Here is an 18,515-nt window from a genome sequence, read left to right as displayed (position 1 = left end):
GAGATATGTCTTGCAACATTTTCAGACATCTCACCGCGGATTGACTCACACCTGACAGCTGGAAGAAACCATGACTCACAGCAAAATATGATACGTCGTAAAGCAGCCCCCATGAATATGCCTTGTCTCGACTTTACTCGCCAGACGACGCAAGCTTTCATATTGTGGCCTGCTGTCCAGCAAGTTAAGCACGACTTCTTTATGGCCCATCTTTTTGGCTGTTTCCAATAACTGTCTGAATACAGGAATACCCATGCCCCAACAGCTTTTCTGCAATACAATAGCAATTTCATAAACAGAGTCATCGGGTTGAATCCCACACCAGCCTGCTAATGAACCATCGACTTCGATTGCACGAACATAACACCCCTCCAATGCATCAAGCGCCAACTTGCTATTTACCCATTCTTGAGCCGTTTGAGTGTCATACAACGCATGTTTGATTAAATGCGTCCTAATGTCGTTTTCGTTTAGAAAGGCAACTAATCTGTCGAGATTTATACTCTTTAAGTCTACAAACTTCATTTCACCTCTTTAGAGCTTCTATAAAGAACTTACTTTCGAACACAAATGTATCGTACCTGATATTCTTTGAGGCCATGTTTTGCATGTTTGACGTTGTCTTTAAATTGCCCCTCTTGAAGAGTACAGTACCGTTGAAAGCTATCCCTTAAATCACCCGCTGTAAAAAAGTGAATATATTTACCCGGTTTCACTTCAAAGGTGGCAGGCTCTACTTCACCCCCACTTCCAAAATAATCATCATTTTCCGATAGAACCGTAAAAAACATAAGGCCATTTGGCTTTACAAGATCTGCACATTTGGCAATAAATCGACGACGTTCTTCCTCAAGAAACAGATGAAGGACATCGAAACAAAAAACGGCATCAAATTCTTCAGCGGGCAACGGGGGCGTCAAAAAGAGAGCAATTAAGCAGCGTCATCGCCGGATCATAGCCCTCTGCTAATTGGCAGGCAGAAGAGGAGATTTCAATACCCGTTACATCAAACCCGTCAGAGGAAAATGCTTTACTGTTTCTTCCATAGCCTGCACCGGGAATTAAAACACTCTGCGCGTTATTGTCTTTAAAAAGAGATATCGCAATATCCGTCGCAACGCTGGGCTGATTCCCCCAGATACAGCCATTGTCCTCAAATTGCTCATCCCAATATGCTTGTTGGTCCAAACTTACCTCCTTGTAAACCTGCTTTCAGTGAAAAAAACACAAAAGCAACGTTGAGTGGCATCATATAGAATGGTTTAACACACTATGTTTCACAGAAAGTGAACGCAACAAATTGTTTCATAAAACAATGCTTACCATCTGTAATAGATGCCACATTTACCAACATAGGTATACCCAAGCTAAACACTATATACAGGCGCTAATTCATCGTAGTCGTAACAGGTGATCTCGTAGGGGTTTCCATCGGGGTCATTAATAAATACAGACCAGGCCAGCTTTAAGTCATAAACGGTAAGCTTTGTATTTAACGTTTGGTTCAAATGCTGCTCCCAGGCTAGAAATGCTTTGGCATCAACGGCTATAGCCACTGTCGAATGATTTGACTCTGGTTTCTCAGCCTGCGTCTGCTTTCCATATTTAAACAAGGCGATACACACTTGTTCATTAGCGTCAGCTACCGTTAACGGCCCTGTATCTGTTGCCCACACCTCAAGCCGCTTCACTGGCTCAAATCCCAGTACGTTGCGATACCATTGAACGCTGGCATCTCGGTCTGAAGCAAAAACATGAATATGATCGACTCTATCTATATTCGGTATCATAATAATTCCCTCCTATTTCCACTCAACGTTAAATGTTGATTACGATTTTTCCGCGCACATGTTCCGCTTCAGACAATGCATGTGCCTGTTGTATTTGCTCAAAGGACATCTCAGTAATCTCGGGTAACTGTATTTCTCCGCGGTCAATAAGCAGCCCAATATCTGTTAACTGCTCGCCACTAGGCATGACAAATACCCGTTGATGGTCAAAAGAGTAACGGGAAGGAATCTCATGTTGCTTCAATGTGGTAATGTATTTGCCCTCCTCTTTAACTTTGTCATAGATACCAGCAGCATCGTTATCAACAATATCAAACACCACATCAAACTGGCCCAAACTGCCGAGATATTCAGGCGTGTTGTAATCAACCACCGCATCCGCCCCGAGGCTTAACAAATAATCATGATTAGCGGCAGAAGAGATAGCCGTTACCCTGGCTCCCGCCAACTTTGCAAATTGCACAGCAAAACTGCCAACACCACCACTAGCACCATGAATCAGAACGGCGTCATTCTTATCGATAGCAGATAAACCATTGATCGCCTGCCAAGCTGTTAAAGCGGTGAGAGGTACAGCTGCCGCCTGCGAGAAGGTCAGTGTTTGTGGTTTCCTGGCAACCGCTTTGGCATCGACGGCGATGTACTCAGCGTATGCACCGTCACGACCGATATCACCAAGCGCATACACTTCATCACCGATATTCAGGCCTGTCACATTGTTGCCTACACTGGCTATACGCCCGGCAACGTCCCAGCCTAGTGTCAATGGCAGTTGATGCACTCCAGCATCAGCCAGCAGGCCGTCTCGTACTTTCCAGTCCACCGGATTAACACTGGTGTTCAACACCTGAATAAGAACTTCATCCCCCATAATATCAGGTATGGCTATTTGCTCATGGCGCAATATTTGTCGACCACCATACTCATGTATTTGTATTGCCTTCATAGAACGTTGAGTCGTCATACTATTCCCTTTGCTAATCAACTGATTGGTTAGAAACAGTATTAAACTTCTCTTTCATATCGTCTAATTAATAAGTAATATCATTTGCATTGATAAAAATGATGAGTAATTGATATGGCGAAGACAGATCTTAATCTTGTGGTTATATTCGATCAGATAATGAAAGAACAGTCGATAACTGTTGCTGCAGAGCGATTAGCAATGACTCAGCCATCCGTATCAAATGCCGTCGCCAGGATGCGCCATCAGTGGCGAGACCCTTTGTTTGTAAAACATGGCAGAGGCGTTCGGCCAACGCCGTATGCCCTAAAGCTATGGCAGCAAATTACCGAACCTCTGCATAATATTTCCGATGCCATATCACCAGACACGTTTGACCCCAAAGAAGCCACTACTACATTTCGAATTGCATTAACTGACGGAACCGCAGCGGTAGTTATGCCAGCACTTCGTCAGATCATTGAACAAGAAGCGCCGAATATCGCTATTCATACGGTTCCGTATAAACTCGATGGAGAAGATCTATTATCAAATGCTGATGTTGATTTAGTGTTTGATCACTACAACGGAGAAACTAAGCACATAAGAACTAAGGAGATGTTCGATAATCATTTCGTCTGTATTATGAATTCAAATCACCTGCTTGCGGACACAGACTTAACCCTGGATAACTTTCTTCAAGCCGATCATTTGTTAGTATCATTATCAGGCGATGCGACAGGTATTTTGGATGAGAGACTTGCCGAGCTAGATAAAACCAGACGAGTTGCAATGACAGTAAACAGTTTCGCGGGAGCATTGAACTTACTGCATGCCAGTCAACTTATCTGCAGTATGCCCTACTCTATTGTGGCCGAGTATCATGCCATCGACAAACTGGCAATAAAGCCATTACCGATAGAAATACCCCCCGTGAAGATTTCCATGGCATGGCACTGCCGGGATGATCATTCACCAAGCCTGCGTTGGCTCAGAACTGTCATGGAAAGAATTGTACAGTCAAAAGACTTCCTCCAAGATGCTGCGGTTTAGCTAATACCAACAAAAAGGGTCGTACTCAAGCACGACCCCAGTTTAACTATTGAGCTTATCTCTTATTGCTTGGCTTGCACTATCAAGACAATACCATCGACAGCAACCACCTCAACTAAAGTACCGGCTTCAAGCGGCTTATCGGTTTTTGCCAGCCATGAAGTATCTCCCAGGCGGATGCGCCCCTGTGATACTGGAAGCGGCTGTTCCAAAATACATGTCTGGCCGATCATCTGTTCCGTTCGTTGATTGAGCGTTCTAGCCTGATCGTCGGCACGATCCTTTCGGTGCTGATAGCGCCACCAAAGCCAGGTAGAGAACAATGAGAACACTGCAAATGTGAGCCATTGCAATGACCAGCTCATCGGTATCACCGACATTATCGCGCCTACCAGCAACGCAGATAAGCCCAGCCACAGCAGATACCCGGCTGTGCCCAGTAACTCCAGCAGCAATAGCACTAAACCAAATGCTATCCAATGCCAGAAGTTCACTTGCTCCAAAAGCGCTATCATGCTTTTGTTCCTTTGTTTGTCGACTCAGCTTGCTTTGACGGAGATAGCTTAGATTGGGATTGATTGGACTGATTAAGTAGTTCAGCAATACCCGCTACTGATCCCATCAAGCCTGTTGCTTCTAGTGGTAACATTATAATTTTACCATTTTCTGCCTGGCCAATAGACTTAAGTGCATCGGTATAGCCTTGGGCAATAAAGTAGTTCACGGCCTGCAAATCACCCTGAGCAATAGCATCCGACACCATAGCCGTTGCACGTGCTTCCGCTTCTGCTGCGCGTTCACGTGCCTCGGCCTGAAGAATTGCGGCCTGCTTGTCACCTTCGGCACGAAGGATTTCTGATTGCTTGTGACCTTCGGCGCGCAGGATCTCGGCCTGACGGACACCTTCCGCTTCTAATACTTCGGCACGCTTGTTACGCTCGGCTTTCATCTGTGCGTTCATAGCCGCAGTCAAATCAGCCGGTGGCTGTACATCTCGAATTTCGATACGGGTAACTTTTACACCCCATGGGTTAGTCGCCTGATCGACAATCGTCAGCAGCTGACTGTTGATCCTGTCACGCTGCGATAGCATTTCATCCAGCTCCATCGAGCCCAGAACAGTACGAATGTTGGTAAGAGTGAGGTTTCGAATCGCATGCTCGAGATCATTAACCTCATAGGCTGCTTTTGCCGCATCAACAACCTGAACGAAACAGACTGCATCAATAGTGACGTTCGCATTATCACGCGAGATCACTTCCTGCGCAGGAATATCAAGAACCCTTTCCATCATGTTGATTCTATTGCCAACTTTATCAACAAAAGGAACAATCAGATTTAGCCCCGGACGCAATGTTTTGGTATAACGACCAAAACGCTCAACAGTCCACTCATTCCCCTGTGCAACGGTCTTTACCCCGGAGGCAATGAACACAATCGCGACAATAATGAAAATCCCTACAGTAACTAACGTATCATATGGCATAGCCGGCATGTCTGGCATGACTCACTCCTTTACAAACAATGTTCAGTTACTGGTAGGATATCTTAAGCCATTGATTGTTCATATAGATATTGATCAATCTTAATTTTCGATCAAACGAAAACATCCGCCAAAAGCGGATGTTGATTATCGCGAGAGTTAGAAGGTTGGTATGTTTTAGGTGCGGAACTGCCCCACCAGCTCTTCAAGTTGTGCACACTGAGTCGTGAGCATCTCAAAGCCCTGCTCGGTCGTTTTGACCTTGCCGACCATATCATGACTCATCGAAGCAATTTCCTGCACGTTACGGTTAATGCTATCGCTGACTTGGCTTTGCTGAGTAGCTGCCGCTGCTATCTGCAGGTTCATTTCATTAATCACGCTAATCGATTGGCTGATAGCATCAATAGAATCATTGGCAGTGTTGGCCTGCTGTACCGTATAGGTGCTGCTTTCACGACTCGATTCCATTGCCTGTACAGCCGCTCTTGCCCCCTGCTGAAGACGCTCARTCATCACCTGAATTTCGCCAGTACTATCCTGGGTCTTGCTGGCAAGCGTACGAACCTCATCAGCAACAACCGCGAAACCTCTGCCCTGCTCACCAGCACGTGCGGCCTCGATAGCGGCATTCAACGCTAGCAAGTTGGTCTGATCCGCGATGCCTCTGATCACATCAAGAATAGAAGCGATATTACCCACATCACGCTCAAGATGGCTAATAACGACACTTGATGACTCAATTTCTTCTGCCAGTTTGTGAATAGAGACAACCGTATCACTCAACATATCGCGTGCAGTCTGAGACTCGGAGCTCGCACTCTGTGTCGCCTGAGCGGCTTCGTTGGCGTGCTCTGTTACGGTGTCACTGGTTGCGCTCATTTCATTGACTGCCGTAGCAGCCTGTGTGCTTTCTCCCTGCTGACGGGAGGCATTAGACACCACGCCCTGGGTTTCTTGCTGTATGCGGCCAGTTTCGGACTTAACTGCCTGTAAGGTAAGTGCTACCTCTATGATCATGATATGAATCCTGGACACAAACTCATTAAAAGAGTTAGCCAGCATACCTATCTCATCTTTACTGTCTTCCTGAATGCGTTGGGTTAAATCACCATGCCCTACCGCAATATCGTTCATCGCCAGTGATAAACGCTTCAACGGCGCACTGACCAAACGTGATACCAACCAGGCGATTAGAGCTGAGAAGATAATGGTGACGGTAATTCCACCCTCAATGATTAAAGAAATAAGTTCAGATTTAGCAACGAGCTGCTGCTTTAAATCCAGCTGTGCCAACTGAATTTCATCACGTATCGCCAGCAGCGAAGTCCGAAGTGTTTTGAAGTCCTCTTCAATCTGTATTCTGTGCTCCTGATAGTACATTCCCGCCAAATCAGGCTGCTCTATCATGGTTTGATAATACTGTAACCACTTGGCATAACTTGCGTTCAGTGTTTGCAACGTCTGTTCGCTTTCTGCACCAAGAAAGCCGTTATCAATCAGCGCTTGCGGAGATTGAAAGCGCAACAATGCCTTCGCACTGTTATCGTTAAATTCCTCGGTATGATATTGCAACTGCGCCGGATCGCGCTGCGACAAAATCACCCCTTGGCCAGCAGTAATCACCTGATAGATATCACGATAGCCATCCTCTAGCTGCTCAAGCACTGGCTGCATTTCATCTGTTAGAATTTTACTCGCGTCAGCCTGATCTTTTAGGACCAGTACAATTGTCGCAAACAGACCACTGAACAAAGTAACGACAAGCATTATCGGAGTAATGAATTTCCAACGAAAAGAGAGATTTCTGAACCACAACATTGTTATTCCTGACTTGATCTAAGCTGTTGAGATATAGGGTAACCATACCGATTATGGGTATATGCCACTACCTATTGATATGCAAAACTATGCGCACATTTATAAAATAGGACACACTCCACTTCTTTTACTCAGGCAATAAAGATTTGGGTAAAAATTGACCCAACTACGCAAAAAGAGTCAAAAAAGACATAAAACAGTGAAATACAGGGAACTCTAGTAATTCAAGCCAGTAAGCACGCAAAAAAGCAAGATTTTGCTTCTCTCGCCAGTAACCAAGCGCACAATATGCACATAACTCAACAGGTACATAGTCATAAAATTGGCAAATAAACGGTCAAAAACACGACATAAGCAGTCTTAGGTAGCAAAAATCTATTAATATATTGATACGTCCTATCATATTATGTTTTCATTAGCCTGATTTATAACAAGGTACCTCTAAATAAGTACCGTACATTTCAGGTTTATTTAAAATGTCAGCTCGCAACATCTTTTCAAATCCAAGCGAAATAACATTTCCGGAAGGTGAACAACTCGTCTCGACGACCAACCTCAAAGGTGTAATCACCTACTGCAACCCATCTTTCTGCCGAGTAGCCGGCTATAGCGAACAAGAGCTCATCGGCCAAAACCACAATATTATTCGCCACCCGGATATGCCTAAGGCTGCTTTTGCCGATTTATGGTCGTGCCTGCGGGATGGCAAGGCCTGGCGCGGTATTGTCAAAAACCAGGCGAAAAGTGGCAACTTTTACTGGGTAGATGCCTACGTCACCCCAATTTATGAGAACGGCCAGGTAACGGGCTATCAATCCGTGCGCGTTAAACCTAAATCTCAATGGGTGAAGGTTGCTACCGAAGCTTATAAACAACTATTGAAAGCAGAACAGCGTGGACGAAAAGCTGCCTTTTCACTTCCTGATTCGTTTAAGTACTGTGCGCTGGCTGCATCATGTGTTTTGCCCGCTACCGCCAACCTGTTCAATGACGGTATCAGCGTGCAAAATGCCCTGATGTTCACGCCATTGGCTGTTATCGGTCTATTGTTCCGTCAGGAAATCTTTGATACCCCGATACGCCTAAAAGAACTGCAGCAGCGATACGACAGCATCAGCCGACTCATTTTCTCTGGCAGCGATAAGTTTTCTATTGCCGACTATCGTATAAAAATGGCCTCTGCACGTATTCGTACTGTACTGGGAAGAATGACGGATTCCGCGGCTCCGCTACATGATCTTGCCGATCAGCTCAGCGAATCGGCCTGCCGGGTGAACCAGGCGATCTCTACCCAGAACACCAACATTCACCGCGTTGCCAACGCAATGAATGACATTGCCGACTCCGCGCGTTCGGTTGCATCTCATGCCAGTGACAGCAACACCCTGTTGGATGAAACGCGCATTCACTGCGATCAAACCCGTGAACAGCTTGATTCGACCCAAAGCAGCCTGCAGACGTTATCGGCGCAGGCTGAACAGGCAACGGCCGCAACCCATCAGCTAGGCAGCGAAGCCAACAAGGTCAGCACTGTTATGTCAGAAATCAGCGGTATTGCTGATCAGACCAACCTGCTTGCGCTTAACGCCGCCATAGAGGCCGCTCGTGCCGGTGAACATGGCCGTGGTTTTGCGGTAGTTGCTGACGAAGTACGTGCCCTGTCATCCCGAACACAAACGGCTACCGAACAAATCCAGAACAGCATCGAGCAGATGATGGCAACCATCAATGACTGGCAAACGGTGATCGAAAACAATCGGGACAAAACCAACGAATGTGTCGATATCGCCGCCAAAGGCGCCCAATGTCTTGAGCAGGTCGAACAGAATATGCAGGCAATCAACCAACTGATTGTTCAGGTTTCCTCATCAGCTTCGGAGCAAGAGCAGTTGTCAGAGCAAACTAGCCAGCATATTCATGTGATTGCCGATGCCTCACAGAAAAACCTTGATGAAGTCGAACAGGTAGAGCAAGGCAGCGCGACCCTGAAGAATAAAGTAAATGACTTCCACCTTCTGGCAGCACGCTTCGAGGAAAAATAACAGCGACGGCTGCCTTAACACAGTTTAATGCGTTAAGGCAGCAACACTTTTCAGCTTCCTACGATCTCCACCGACTATTTAATCGTTTTTGCCAGCCTTAGGTACTGTCCAGCGCCTAGGTACGTTATTATCACCCTTCATTTGTGCTAAGAGCTCTCTTTACCTATGTACCAGCAAACACTGAAAAACTACTTTGGCTTTGATCACCTTCGTCCGGGACAGGAAGAGGTCATCACGCAGATCTTAAGCGGCGAGTCAGCCTGTGCGATATTCCCGACAGGTTCCGGAAAGTCATTGTGTTATCAGTTGCCTGCTGTCCAATTGCCACACCTGACATTGGTTATTTCGCCTCTGCTGGCACTGATGAAAGATCAGCTCGACTTCCTGCATAGCAAGAATATTCCAGCCGCTTCAATTGATTCGAGCCAAAGCTGGGACGAGAGCCAGCAGGTTATGCAAGGGGTAAGAAACGGAGAAATAAAGGTTCTGATGATCTCAGTCGAGAGGCTAAACAACGAACGTTTCCGTCATTTCATCTCACAGGTACCTATCTCACTGCTGGTTGTCGATGAGGCCCACTGTATTTCGGAATGGGGGCATAACTTCCGCCCGGACTACCTCAAGCTGCCCACCCATCGCCAGTGGCTGAATATTCCTCAGGTGTTGTTGCTGACAGCAACTGCGACCCCGGCAGTTATTGAAGATATGAGCCAGAAATTTGCTATCGACAGGCAAAATGTCGTGGTCACCGGTTTCTATCGCCACAACCTCGACCTGACCATCACCCCGACAGAAGAAGAAAACAAACAGCAGGCACTGTTAAGCCAGCTGGAACAACAAGCCGGCCAGCCAACAATTGTCTATGTCACTTTACAAAAAACGGCAGAGCAATTAGCTAGCTGGCTAAATCAACAAGGGTACCAGGCCCAAGCCTACCATGCCGGAATGGACTCGGAGCAACGGCAGCGAATCCAGCACGCCTTTATGGCTGGGCAACATAGCTGCATCATTGCCACCATAGCCTTTGGAATGGGCATCGATAAAGCCGATATCCGCCAGGTTATTCACTATGATTTACCCAAATCGATTGAGAACTACAGTCAGGAAATAGGCCGAGCCGGGCGCGACGGGCTCTCTTCAAACTGTACCCTGCTGGCTAACAAGTCGGGACTGAACGTCCTTGAAAACTTTGTCTATGGCGATACGCCCGATCAAGCAGCGATAGAAACGGTACTGAGCCAGATACAGGCAAGTCCCGGCCAATGGGAAGTGATGTTAACGCGGCTATCAAAAGACAGTAACATTCGTCTGCTTCCGCTAAAAACCCTGCTGGTTTATCTGGAAATGCACCAGATCATTGAGCCGCAGTATACGTACTTTGCCGACTACCGCTTCAAGATGGTTAAAGATCAGCAATTTATCATTGACCAATTTCAGGGCGAACGTCGCGAGTTCGTCAGCCATATTTTTGCTTGTTCACCCAAAGCCCGCACCTGGCACACCGTTGATTTTGATGCTCTATGGCAAAGCAGCCAAACTGAACGCAAACGTGTGGTAGCAGCTATCGATTATTTCAGTGAAAAAGGCTGGATCGAGCTTGAAAGCAAGCAAATGACAGATGTCTATCGCGTCAAAAATCCTCACTTCAACATCCGGGAGCAAGCAGCAAGCCTCTACGAGCTTTTCCGGAAAAAAGAGGACAGCGAGATCGAGCGTATTACGCGCATGTTAGGCTTCTTTGAAAGCGACCAGTGCCTGAGCTCTACCCTCGCTGGCTATTTTGCCGATAACAATGCTCCGCAACAATGCGGACATTGCTCGGTATGCCGCGGACATGTAGCCAGCCTACCGGGAACCGTTGAATTATCAGATGTTTCTGAGAACACATTAAAAGCATGGTGTGATCCCTTTCTCTCGGCGTGCGCTTCACAACCGTCATCTGCTGCCGTCACCCGCTTCTTGTGCGGAATGACATCACCACTGAATACTAAAGTAAAAGCCCGCCAGATGAGTGGGTTCGCTAAGCTAGAAGCCTACCCCTTCCGGCAGACCCAGGCCCTGGTCGCTAACATCTACCCACGTTTAGCGTAAATTTTCCGCTGAGAGTCACTTGTTGCCAAGCCAGCAGGCTTGGCAACAGAGCAAAGAACCTTAACTTAACCGCTCAAAATGTTCGTTATCGAACAAAGACCAACATCACACTTCAACTCCTCTTCCCTGAATCTTGTCAAAAAAGTAAATGTACTGTTAATTAAGATACCCTCTTCAGCTAATATCTACTGCTTTCATAACATAACCTCCCTATATTAGCTCCTTTGCCAATAGCCGTCCCATGGCGACTTTGTAAACAGGAGTGTTGCTTTTTCCTTCGCAATTATTACACAAATGCTCGAATGAGCGATCCAACTCACACTAATAACTCGAAAACGAAAATTTTAATGTTTGTTTGTGTACATTCAGTCGAGTTCTGACTTATATTCCGTTACACAGATGTTAAGCAGAAACATCTGGACAACAAACAAGGACGAATATACGTCAATGAAGAGGAACTCTTATGAGTAATCAAGATAGAAAAACACTTGCCGGAGAATGCATCGCGGAATTTATTGGTACAGGTTTACTGATATTTTTCGGAGTTGGATGTGTCGCCGCTCTGGTATTGGCAGGCGCCAATTTTGGACAATGGGAAATTAGCATTACTTGGGGCCTGGGTGTCACCATCGCTATCTATTGTACCGCAGGCGTATCTGGTGCACACATTAACCCGGCTGTAACCATTGCACTAGCCTTATTCCACGGCTTTGACAAGCGAAAAGTGGGACCTTACATTGCGGCTCAGCTACTTGGCGCATTTAGTTCAGCGGCATTAGTATACTTCCTGTATAGCAACCTGTTTACTGAATACGAAGCGACAAACCAAATTATTCGGGGCACAGAAGCCAGCCTGGCAACGGCAGGTATCTTCTCGACCTACCCACACTCTGCTTTGTCATTCGGTGGTGCCTTCGCTGTCGAGGTTGTAATCACAGCAGTACTCATGTTTGCCATTCTTGGTATTACTGACGACAAAAACGGTGCGCCTCGCGGTGCCATGGGACCTCTTCTTATCGGTGTGCTAATTGCTGTTATCGGTGGCTCGCTTGGCCCGCTAACCGGATTTGCCATGAACCCGGCCCGTGACTTCGGCCCTAAGTTCTTTGCTTTTCTTGCTGGCTGGGGTGACGTCGCCCTGACTGGTGGTAAAGACATCCCTTACTTCATTGTACCTATCTTCGCCCCAATCATCGGCGCGTCGTTCGGTGCCTGGCTATACCCGAAAGCCATCGCTCTTTACCTGCCGGAAGCAAGCAATAGCGAAGAAGAACAAGCTCAAACCAACGCTGACATCAATACTGCAGAAATTGCTGACAAAGCCTAATCATAGACAAGGAGAACACTATGACTACCGAGAAAAAATACATCGTAGCGCTTGATCAGGGAACAACAAGCTCACGTGCCGTCGTCCTTGACCATGATGCCAATGTTGTCAGCTCTGCACAGCGAGAATTCACCCAGATTTATCCGACAGCCGGATGGGTTGAACATGATCCGCTCGAAATTTATGCCACGCAAAGCTCTACACTCGTTGAAGCGTTGGCCAAAGCCGAGATCAGAACCGATGAAGTGGCGGCAATCGGCATCACCAACCAACGTGAAACGACGATTGTTTGGGATAAGACAACCGGAAAGCCTGTCTACAACGCTATCGTATGGCAATGTCGTCGTACCGCTGAAATCTGCGAAGAGCTTAAATCTCGGGGCCTTGAGGACTACATAAAGGAAAATACCGGACTTGTGCTAGACCCCTACTTTTCCGGCACCAAGGTGAAATGGATCCTGGATAATGTAGAAGGCGCAAGAGAAAAAGCCGAGGCTGGTGAGCTCCTGTTCGGTACAGTAGACACCTGGCTGACCTGGAAAATGACTCAGGGCAAGGTACACGTTACCGACTATACCAATGCTTCCCGTACCATGCTGTTCAACATCAACACTCTAGAATGGGACGAGAAGCTACTATCAGAATTTGATATTCCGCTAAGCATGATGCCGTCAGTGAAGAAGTCATCAGAAGTATACGGTATGGCTAACCTTGGTGGTAAGGGCGGAACCCGTATTCCAATCGCAGGCATTGCAGGTGATCAGCAGGCAGCCCTGTTCGGCCAGATGTGTGTTCACTCAGGCGAAGCCAAAAATACCTATGGTACAGGCTGTTTCTTGCTGATGAATACCGGCGATTCGAAAGTCAGCTCGGCCAATGGACTACTGACAACACTGGCTTGTGGTCCGGAAGGTGATGTCAGCTACGCACTCGAAGGCGCCGTATTTATGGCTGGCGCATCTATCCAGTGGCTGCGTGATGAGCTGAAACTGATCACCGATGCCAGCGATACGGAATACTTTGCCGAAAAAGTCGCAACATCAAACGGTGCCTATGTCGTACCAGCCTTTACTGGCCTTGGCGCGCCGTATTGGGATGCCTATGCACGCGGAACCATTGTTGGCCTGACCCGAGGCGTCAATGCTAATCACATTATTCGGGCTACATTGGAAAGTATCGCTTATCAGGCCCGTGATGTACTTGATGCTATGCAGGCAGACTCGGGTATTCACCTCGACAGCCTGAAAGTTGATGGCGGCGCTGTTGCCAATAACTTCCTGATGCAATTCCAGGCTGACTTGCTCGATACCAACGTCCACCGCCCAGTCGTCACTGAGGTCACTGCACTTGGTGCCGCCTATCTTGCTGGACTTGCCGTTGGATTTTGGGACAACTTGGACGAGCTGAAAGAAAAAGCACAGCTAGATCGTCTCTTCATTCCTGATGGTGATCAGGAGAAACGAGAACGTAGATACTCAGGCTGGAAGCGTGCCGTTGCCAGCTCAAGAGGCTGGATCGAACACTAATTCACCAATTTTACTATTAAGCCCGTCACCTACCAGGTGATGGGCTTTTTCACTTACTACCTATTGCTCATTTGAAGCAAGCATGAAAAGGAACGCTATATGAACAAGAGAAGAAAAATCGCCGAAACTGTCTCCAAAACAATCCTATGCTGTAGCATCTTAATTTCTTGCTTCTACTCTTCCCATCCGGCCATCGTGATGCTCAGCTCATTCATCGCCCTAACAAGCTTATTGTCCCTAATGTTCATCACAAGTTACCGGCGACATGATCTCACCATGTTAAAGATTGCCGAATCAACCGAACGCTCATTCCTTATTCAAGTAAAGAAACGGGTTAAAAATGGCAAACCATTCAATGACGAACTGATGAATCTCTGCGACACCGCCACCAGCGAAGCAGAAGCCAAGTTTAAGATGATTCATGGTTTTAACAGAACTATTCAGTAGCCAGCCTGTATGCTGCAAGACACGGGCAATACGACAAACATACTTTTCAGCATTATTAAATAGCGATCTTGGTCACGAAGTTTTAAAATAGCCCCCATAAATCCATGGGAATAAAGAGAAAGTCATGTCGAACGAAGATCTAGAATACCAAGCTTGTGAAGCATGTGGTGTATCAGCAGAAATGGGCTTTATCATCAAAGAAGGTGACGATGTCGCTGAAGTTCGTGTCTATGCCAACGGTAAAGACGCACTGGAAGCTGAGCTAAACAACTACCTTGCTTTGGCAAAAGAAGTTAATGCCAACTTCAAGCATGAGGTAACACAGCTAGCTGAAGACAGTCAGGAGCTTGTTGCCCGTATCCAGTTTGAATGCAGTGCTGAGAAACTGATTTTTGAACTAAAAAGTCGCTCACTCGCTAAATAGAGAGTAATGGTAATCCATGGGTAGGCAGGAGCATACTTGTCTAAGCTAATGTAATTTCCATACAAAACTCTAAATTTTACACAAAAGCCAATTCCTATACGGAATTGGCTTTTTTACGACCAAAACAGACTATTTTTACAGCTGACCGACTGATTTGCTGACAATTACGAATGATTAACCGACTAACTGGTCTGATATGCAAAGTTATACTTTTGTCAGTAGTATAAAACTATGCGCACATGGATGCTTTAGGCGCATTTAGTACTGGCAAAACAGCTCATTTTGTATAAAAATGACAGCATATTATGAATCAAATGGCACATATCTTTGTTCTCAATGATATGAAAGAAAAGGAATAGTCCAATGAATAGTAATAAAGCAAAAGTAATTGCAAACTGGAAGCCAACCAACTCTCGTGAATCAGCAGCAATGAAAGAGTTGTTGATGCAAGAGATGGGGGCGACGACAGAGCACCATAAAGGCGGTACTGGCAAGCTGGCACCAAATTCGGGTCGTATGGTCCGCTAACGTCACTTGTTGATAGAAACTGTATTCTTAAGCGCAGTGTAGCTACAGCACTGCGCTTTTCATATCCTCTAAAGCCTTTAAATCATTGATATTATTTGAAAGCCCTATTTCCCATCCTTTGCAACTTTGTGCCATTTCAAGCGCCCGTTAGTTTCAAAGCTGTTCTCGGGTCCGCACTCCAATACCACGTTCTCAACTACAACGATTGCCCCCAGAGAATAATGCTTGCCTTCATATAGGCATACTCGGTTACCCACATTTCTAGGTTGTATGGTGATTTCGGGCGTATGCTTGACGGTGATCTCTTTGCTCGCCACCGAAACAGAGAACCCACCTAGCATCATTGGCAGCAATAATACCCACAAGCATTTCTTTATATGACTAAATTTCATTCGTGCCCCCTGCGCTATCTACGCTTATATATACCCAAGCTACCTCAAGATGCTCGTTTCAGCGAGAATTACTTGGCTTGTAGGCTAGGCACCGATTAGAAAATCTAGTGGCTCTAAATTAATAATCGGTAACAACGCATAGAAGCCAAGTAAACTCGCCCTTTGGGAGTGAGCCAGCAAACCCATTTCTGTGTCAAATAACGTTGAAAGGGAAAGCCATTCCTACCGTCATTTTCCTTGAACTGAGCTCGCTGGTCTCACTCTGAATCCTGCATCTTGAGGTAGCTTGGGTATATTCCTACAAGGCGACATAAATGGGTACTAACTTAACGCCAGTTTTGGCAATAAGTCATAATAACGGCAACCGCCGTCTAAAGTAGATGAATAAGAATGGATAGATGGGATTATTTGGAACGACTACGCCATAAGTCAAACAATAGTGATGCCAGTATCATGTAGGCAGATGCTAATATGATCTGCACGATTCGAGCATAAAAGCTGACATCGATGAATTTACTATCTGACGATATTACACCTCCCAGAACCACCAGCATCGCCGACATCACCCCAGCCCATATTGGCGCCTTTTCTGGTTGTTGGTATATCCGGGCACCGATAACCAAGCTCACCAGGGTCAACAAAGCCAACAAAAACAAGAACTCAGGAGTAGTAACCATCAGTTCATATAACACCAGGGCAAGCAGGCCTCCTACCCCGTTGGTTAGCAATAAGAACACACTGATTTTGATGCTTTTCACCGTCGTTATCTGTAACGACAGAATGCCGATAAACACCATGGTCAAAATAGCACCGTTTATCTGGAAATAATAAAAATAGACGACCACAGGGTAGGCAACAATAAGAGCCTTAATAGCCTCTTGGACTCGCTGTTCCTGACTCAATAAATCCGGCGAGGCTGTGGCTGAATCATTCTGTTGCTCCTCTTCAGGAAACAGCCAATGAAGAACAGCAAAGGCAATTACCGCCAGTACTCCAGAAAAAATTAATCCGGCACCAACATATATCGCCAACCCTGAATTTGTAATACCAAGATAAGGTAGAAGCAAAACAGCAATCAACAATATAGTGGCAAAGAAATTCCACTGCGGATCCAAAAACAAATAATAGGCGTAGAACATCAATAGGCCGACCAGCAATAATAAGATCACCGGGTAATTAGTCACGCCCATACTGACACTCAGCCCAATCATTACCGTCAGCACCATAGCGAGCAAAAGTTGCTGAAAACGTTCGCGGTTTGATACCGGAAAGTCAGCCAAAAACTTCGCCAAAAAAACCGGAAAGATAAATGACAGTCCCCAGCCAATGCCGAAAGCCAATCCGCATGCGACAACAACACCCACTACATAACGGGTTACTCGACAATAGTAACGCCGCTGCTCATCTGACCTATTAGCATTCGAGCTACTATCATTTGAGCTGATCACCTCGCTATCATCTGACATATGATAGCCAGCTCATGATTCGGATCCACACCCGGCCAAACATATTTAGTACCGAGCTATCCTGGGTATACACAATTACATCAGCCTGGCCTCCGACACGACGAAACCCGCGGGCGGTATCATCATCAAAACGTATCGCAACGGGAAACCGCTGTGTTTGCCGCAACCAGCCCGTTTGTGGAGTCACTGACACCAACTGTCCGGCCTGCTCACTCTGTCCCCAGCTAATGCCCCAGTCAATGCTGGCCACCTTGCCTTTGAACACTCGACCCGGCGCAAAATCGAGAACAATTTCAACCTCATCGCCGACAATCATGTTACCGAGACTATTTTCGCGGAAATAGGCATCAATCCAGACATCTTCTCCTGATACAAAGGTCAACAACGGCTGACCCGACTGAGCGTAGAAGCCCTCATTCAACCTAAAATTGGAGACGCCGCCAATTGCCGGTGCTCGTAGTACCGTTCGCTCAAGATCAATCTGGGCTTTTTGCAGCTTAAGCAACGCCGACTTCACAGCACTATTTTCTTTACCCGTTGACCCCAGTTGTTTTTTAGCCTGCTCCAGGTTGGCCTGCGCTGTTTCAACCTGAGCTTTGGCGCTCGCTAATGCAGCCCGGGATTTATCAGCCTCGGCCTTTGGCATTATGCCTTTTTTCGCCATGGCCAAAATTCGTGATGCCTGAGTACGGACATGCGCCTGATTCGCCAGGGCATCAGACAGCTTGGCTTGTGCCGAGGCCACAGACGCGGTTTGCACCCCAACCCCCTGACCTGCTTTCACCAAGCCTTGTTCTGCTTCCTGAACAGCCAGCTGATAATCAGCCGGGTCAATCCGAACTAACGGGTCTCCGGCCTGCACGACGTCATTCGGCTCAACCATCACGTCAACAACACGACCGGAAACCAACGGCGTAACCGGGATCACATAGCCCCTCACCCTTGCCATATCTGTTGACGGGATATAGCGATCAGCCAACACATAAAACACAAATAGCCCGACACAGATCAGTAATACTATTACGGTGAGTCGTTTAACTTTATCAACCGGAGGCTTGTCCTTCTTGGGCTTTTCGACACGCTCTTTTTTTACCCGCTTAGGTTTTCCCGCCTTGGGCGCTATTCGCTCGCCGGGTTCAGCCTGAACATTCGGCATGTTCTCTTCTGACATACATTGACTCC

At 46.6% G+C, this 18,515-nt stretch carries 19 protein-coding genes; 8 read left to right on the top strand and 11 right to left on the bottom strand.

Translation table 11 applies throughout. The annotated features are described in order from the left end of the window. Positions 1–75 precede the first annotated feature (75 nt). The 5 genes from L4D19_RS16495 to L4D19_RS16475 all read right to left on the bottom strand — a co-directional run bounded on the left by L4D19_RS16495 (position 76) and on the right by L4D19_RS16475 (position 2,754). Positions 76–525, bottom strand: a complete 450-nt coding sequence (locus L4D19_RS16495; RefSeq protein ID WP_160653714.1) for a GNAT family N-acetyltransferase — start codon at positions 523–525, stop codon at positions 76–78. A 29-nt stretch (positions 526–554) separates the two neighbouring features. Then, positions 555–908, bottom strand: a complete 354-nt coding sequence (locus L4D19_RS16490) for a class I SAM-dependent methyltransferase (protein WP_428453350.1) — start codon at positions 906–908, stop codon at positions 555–557. Continuing rightward, positions 898–1,188, bottom strand: coding sequence for a hypothetical protein (locus L4D19_RS16485; RefSeq protein ID WP_428453349.1), 291 nt, complete (start codon positions 1,186–1,188; stop codon positions 898–900). Before L4D19_RS16485 ends, L4D19_RS16490 begins: the two co-directional genes overlap by 11 nt. Before the next feature lie 179 nt (positions 1,189–1,367). After that, on the bottom strand, positions 1,368–1,790 hold the full coding sequence (locus L4D19_RS16480; protein WP_428453348.1) for a VOC family protein: 423 nt from the start codon (positions 1,788–1,790) through the stop codon (positions 1,368–1,370). Between the two features lie 28 nt (positions 1,791–1,818). Further along, positions 1,819–2,754: an NADP-dependent oxidoreductase gene (locus L4D19_RS16475; RefSeq protein WP_428453347.1), complete on the bottom strand. Its 936-nt coding sequence runs from the start codon at positions 2,752–2,754 to the stop codon at positions 1,819–1,821. 114 nt (positions 2,755–2,868) lie between these two features. Between L4D19_RS16475 and L4D19_RS16470 the strand changes: the two genes are divergently transcribed. Next, entirely contained in the window at positions 2,869–3,786 is a 918-nt protein-coding gene (locus tag L4D19_RS16470) for a LysR family transcriptional regulator (protein WP_428453346.1), read from the top strand. 62 nt (positions 3,787–3,848) lie between these two features. Here the strand turns inward: L4D19_RS16470 and L4D19_RS16465 are convergent, their stop codons facing one another. The 3 genes from L4D19_RS16465 to L4D19_RS16455 all read right to left on the bottom strand — a co-directional run bounded on the left by L4D19_RS16465 (position 3,849) and on the right by L4D19_RS16455 (position 7,090). Next, positions 3,849–4,301 carry an NfeD family protein gene (locus tag L4D19_RS16465; protein ID WP_428453345.1) on the bottom strand — a complete coding sequence of 151 codons (453 nt, stop codon included), beginning with the start codon at positions 4,299–4,301 and terminating at the stop codon, positions 3,849–3,851. Beyond that, complete coding sequence (locus L4D19_RS16460) at positions 4,298–5,272, bottom strand: SPFH domain-containing protein (RefSeq protein WP_428453440.1); 975 nt, start codon at positions 5,270–5,272, stop codon at positions 4,298–4,300. The genes L4D19_RS16465 and L4D19_RS16460 overlap by 4 nt, the downstream gene beginning before the upstream one ends. A gap of 174 nt (positions 5,273–5,446) precedes the next feature. Further along, positions 5,447–7,090, bottom strand: a complete 1,644-nt coding sequence (locus L4D19_RS16455; RefSeq protein WP_428453344.1) for a methyl-accepting chemotaxis protein — start codon at positions 7,088–7,090, stop codon at positions 5,447–5,449. A 476-nt stretch (positions 7,091–7,566) separates the two neighbouring features. On the opposite strand from L4D19_RS16455, the gene L4D19_RS16450 reads away from it, so the two are divergent. From L4D19_RS16450 to L4D19_RS16420, 7 genes are all read left to right on the top strand, one after another. Beyond that, positions 7,567–9,132 (top strand): methyl-accepting chemotaxis protein, encoded by a 1,566-nt coding sequence (locus L4D19_RS16450; RefSeq protein WP_428453343.1) that lies wholly within the window; start codon positions 7,567–7,569, stop codon positions 9,130–9,132. Between the two features lie 165 nt (positions 9,133–9,297). Continuing rightward, a complete protein-coding gene (locus L4D19_RS16445; RefSeq protein WP_428453342.1) occupies positions 9,298–11,223 on the top strand; it encodes a RecQ family ATP-dependent DNA helicase in 1,926 nt (641 codons plus the stop codon). Positions 11,224–11,686: 463 nt separating this feature from the next. Then, positions 11,687–12,550, top strand: coding sequence for an MIP/aquaporin family protein (locus L4D19_RS16440; RefSeq protein WP_428453341.1), 864 nt, complete (start codon positions 11,687–11,689; stop codon positions 12,548–12,550). 20 nt (positions 12,551–12,570) lie between these two features. Beyond that, the gene (glpK, locus tag L4D19_RS16435) at positions 12,571–14,076 is read left to right on the top strand and encodes a glycerol kinase GlpK (protein WP_428453340.1); all 1,506 of its coding nucleotides are present in this window, start codon (positions 12,571–12,573) and stop codon (positions 14,074–14,076) included. Between the two features lie 99 nt (positions 14,077–14,175). Then, the gene (locus L4D19_RS16430; protein ID WP_428453339.1) at positions 14,176–14,523 is read left to right on the top strand and encodes a hypothetical protein; all 348 of its coding nucleotides are present in this window, start codon (positions 14,176–14,178) and stop codon (positions 14,521–14,523) included. A 124-nt stretch (positions 14,524–14,647) separates the two neighbouring features. Further along, a complete protein-coding gene (locus L4D19_RS16425) occupies positions 14,648–14,947 on the top strand; it encodes a YfcZ/YiiS family protein (RefSeq protein ID WP_075767199.1) in 300 nt (99 codons plus the stop codon). 363 nt (positions 14,948–15,310) lie between these two features. Beyond that, complete coding sequence (locus L4D19_RS16420; protein WP_175577586.1) at positions 15,311–15,475, top strand: hypothetical protein; 165 nt, start codon at positions 15,311–15,313, stop codon at positions 15,473–15,475. Positions 15,476–15,579: 104 nt separating this feature from the next. Here L4D19_RS16420 and L4D19_RS16415 read toward each other — a convergent pair whose 3' ends face one another. The 3 genes from L4D19_RS16415 to L4D19_RS16405 form a co-directional block, all read right to left on the bottom strand. Beyond that, positions 15,580–15,867 carry a DUF1496 domain-containing protein gene (locus tag L4D19_RS16415; protein WP_083652074.1) on the bottom strand — a complete coding sequence of 96 codons (288 nt, stop codon included), beginning with the start codon at positions 15,865–15,867 and terminating at the stop codon, positions 15,580–15,582. A 404-nt stretch (positions 15,868–16,271) separates the two neighbouring features. Beyond that, positions 16,272–17,333: a DUF2955 domain-containing protein gene (locus L4D19_RS16410; RefSeq protein WP_428453338.1), complete on the bottom strand. Its 1,062-nt coding sequence runs from the start codon at positions 17,331–17,333 to the stop codon at positions 16,272–16,274. Next, a complete protein-coding gene (locus tag L4D19_RS16405; protein WP_428453337.1) occupies positions 17,323–18,504 on the bottom strand; it encodes an HlyD family secretion protein in 1,182 nt (393 codons plus the stop codon). The genes L4D19_RS16410 and L4D19_RS16405 overlap by 11 nt, the downstream gene beginning before the upstream one ends. Between the last annotated feature and the right edge of the window lie 11 nt (positions 18,505–18,515).

Source organism: Photobacterium kasasachensis (genome assembly GCF_050336885.1).
GTDB classification, from domain to species: Bacteria; Pseudomonadota; Gammaproteobacteria; order Enterobacterales; family Vibrionaceae; genus Photobacterium; species Photobacterium kasasachensis.
The sequence above is the reverse complement of the archived record's forward strand: the minus strand, read 5'-3'. Positions and strand labels throughout refer to the sequence as shown.

Excerpts from the sequence above, each read along its gene's own strand:
- glpK (WP_428453340.1), top strand. The coding sequence starts at position 12,571 with ATGACTACCGAGAAAAAATACATCGTAGCGCTTGATCAGGGAACAACA.
- L4D19_RS16410 (WP_428453338.1), bottom strand. The coding sequence starts at position 17,333 with ATGTCAGATGATAGCGAGGTGATCAGCTCAAATGATAGTAGCTCGAAT.
- L4D19_RS16415 (WP_083652074.1), bottom strand. The coding sequence starts at position 15,867 with ATGAAATTTAGTCATATAAAGAAATGCTTGTGGGTATTATTGCTGCCA.
- L4D19_RS16445 (WP_428453342.1), top strand. The coding sequence starts at position 9,298 with ATGTACCAGCAAACACTGAAAAACTACTTTGGCTTTGATCACCTTCGT.
- L4D19_RS16425 (WP_075767199.1), top strand. The coding sequence starts at position 14,648 with ATGTCGAACGAAGATCTAGAATACCAAGCTTGTGAAGCATGTGGTGTA.
- L4D19_RS16495 (WP_160653714.1), bottom strand. The coding sequence starts at position 525 with ATGAAGTTTGTAGACTTAAAGAGTATAAATCTCGACAGATTAGTTGCC.
- L4D19_RS16450 (WP_428453343.1), top strand. The coding sequence starts at position 7,567 with ATGTCAGCTCGCAACATCTTTTCAAATCCAAGCGAAATAACATTTCCG.
- L4D19_RS16440 (WP_428453341.1), top strand. The coding sequence starts at position 11,687 with ATGAGTAATCAAGATAGAAAAACACTTGCCGGAGAATGCATCGCGGAA.
- L4D19_RS16475 (WP_428453347.1), bottom strand. The coding sequence starts at position 2,754 with ATGACGACTCAACGTTCTATGAAGGCAATACAAATACATGAGTATGGT.
- L4D19_RS16405 (WP_428453337.1), bottom strand. The coding sequence starts at position 18,504 with ATGTCAGAAGAGAACATGCCGAATGTTCAGGCTGAACCCGGCGAGCGA.
- L4D19_RS16480 (WP_428453348.1), bottom strand. The coding sequence starts at position 1,790 with ATGATACCGAATATAGATAGAGTCGATCATATTCATGTTTTTGCTTCA.
- L4D19_RS16460 (WP_428453440.1), bottom strand. The coding sequence starts at position 5,272 with ATGCCATATGATACGTTAGTTACTGTAGGGATTTTCATTATTGTCGCG.
- L4D19_RS16430 (WP_428453339.1), top strand. The coding sequence starts at position 14,176 with ATGAACAAGAGAAGAAAAATCGCCGAAACTGTCTCCAAAACAATCCTA.
- L4D19_RS16470 (WP_428453346.1), top strand. The coding sequence starts at position 2,869 with ATGGCGAAGACAGATCTTAATCTTGTGGTTATATTCGATCAGATAATG.
- L4D19_RS16465 (WP_428453345.1), bottom strand. The coding sequence starts at position 4,301 with ATGATAGCGCTTTTGGAGCAAGTGAACTTCTGGCATTGGATAGCATTT.
- L4D19_RS16420 (WP_175577586.1), top strand. The coding sequence starts at position 15,311 with ATGAATAGTAATAAAGCAAAAGTAATTGCAAACTGGAAGCCAACCAAC.